This is a genomic window from Kitasatospora sp. NPDC059462, from assembly GCF_042749955.1.
In the GTDB taxonomy this organism is placed as follows: Bacteria; Actinomycetota; Actinomycetes; order Streptomycetales; family Streptomycetaceae; genus Kitasatospora.
Genome location: NZ_JBHYUU010000395.1, coordinates 1 through 1,555 on the forward strand (window position 1 = coordinate 1; position 1,555 = coordinate 1,555).

General features: G+C 79.0%; 1 protein-coding gene. It reads right to left on the reverse strand.

From position 1 onward, the window contains the following. On the reverse strand, positions 1–1,159 hold a 1,159-nt coding region (locus ACFXAM_RS38705), incomplete at its 3' end, for an FAD-dependent oxidoreductase (protein WP_380298624.1). Between the last annotated feature and the right edge of the window lie 396 nt (positions 1,160–1,555).

Sequence of the window (1,555 nt, forward strand, 5' to 3'; positions counted from 1 at the left end):
GCGGCGGCATGGCCGGCACCGCGTCCGGCAGGTGGCGCACGCTGAGGAACTGCCAGCCGTCGGCCGGGGTGCCGTACAGCTCCGCCAGCCGTCCGCGCACGGCCGGCTCCAGCGCGGCCGGCCCGCCGGAGTCGAAGGTGCGGCGGCCGAGCACGGTGGTGGCGATCAGCGCCCGCCCGGGCGGGGCGTACGAGGGGTGCAGCTCGCTGAGCACCAGCGAGTGGGAGACCAGCGACGGCCGCCCGCCCGGCCGGTCGCCGTCCAGCAGCAGGGCGGCCTCGCCGAGCGGGGCCCGGTCGGCCGCGTGGTAGAAGGTCGTGACGGGGTGGAAGTCCGGCAACCGGAGTCCGGGCAGCAGCTCCGCGGCGGAGCGGGGGTCGGTCGCGACGACCACGGCCTGTGCGCCGATCCGCCCGTGGCCGGCGGTCTCCACGCCGTCCGCCGCGATCGCGGTGACCCGCACTCCGGTGCGGACGGTGCCGGGGGGCAGGGCGGCGGCCAGCTGGGCCGGCACGGCCGCGATCCCCCCGGCGGGCAGACAGAGCCGGCCGCGCGCGTAGCAGCGCAGCACCAGGTCGGCGACCCGGCTGCTGGTGCCCAGGGCGGGGTCGCTGAGCAGGGCGCCGAGCAGCGGGCGCAGCAGGCCGTCGACGGTGCGCGGGGCGAGCCCGCGTTCGCCGAGCGCCCGGGCGGCGGTGGTCTCCGGCCGGGCCGTCAGCCGGGCGGGCGGGGTGGCGGCGAGCCGGTTGAGCCAGCCGCCGAGGCGCGCCTTGTCCAGCGGGCTGCCCAGCGGCGCCCGGGCGGTGGCCTGCCGGGCGGTGGTCAGCTGCGGGTCCCCGACCCGGTACCGGCGCCCGCCGTGGTGCACCAGGACGCCCGGGGTGAGCGGGCGCAGGTCGAGGCGGTCGAGGTCGAGCACGCGGCGCGGTTCGGGGAAGGCGGTGTTCAGCAGATGGCTGCCGTGGTCGAGGCGGAAGCCGTCCAGTTCGTGGGAGGCGGCGCGGCCGCCGATGCGGTCCGCGGCCTCCAGGACCTGGACGGCGAGGCCGCGGCCGGTGAGCACGCGGGCGGCGGCGAGGCCCGCGAGGCCGGCTCCCACCACGACGACGTCCGGATCGGACTGTCGGCGGGTGCGGCGGATGAAGTCGTACGTGGGCACGGGGGGCTCCCTCCCTGGTCCCGGATGTTTCGGGCCGGCGCAGGCAGCGGGGTGCTGGGACACGGTCCGACCGGTGTGATGCCCAGTCAGTGCGGCGGTCAGACAGGCCCGCCGGGCCGGATCGGGGCCGGGAAGGGGAGGGATCGCATCCAGTGGGGGTGCCGTCACGGACTGTGCGCCGATCCGGCCGCGATGCCGTCCGGCGGGCGCGCACGGTCACCGGGGGCGTGCGACGCGCCTGCCCCGTGCTCCCGTGCGCCCCCCGCCGGAGCCCCTCGCGGCAGTCGCCCGGCCTCCGCCCGGCATATGCCCCTGGCCAGGGTGAACGTCGTAGCGCGGCTAGTAGCGCGGCTCGTGGCGCGGCTACGCGGCGGGGGGGGGGGGGCCCCCCCCCCC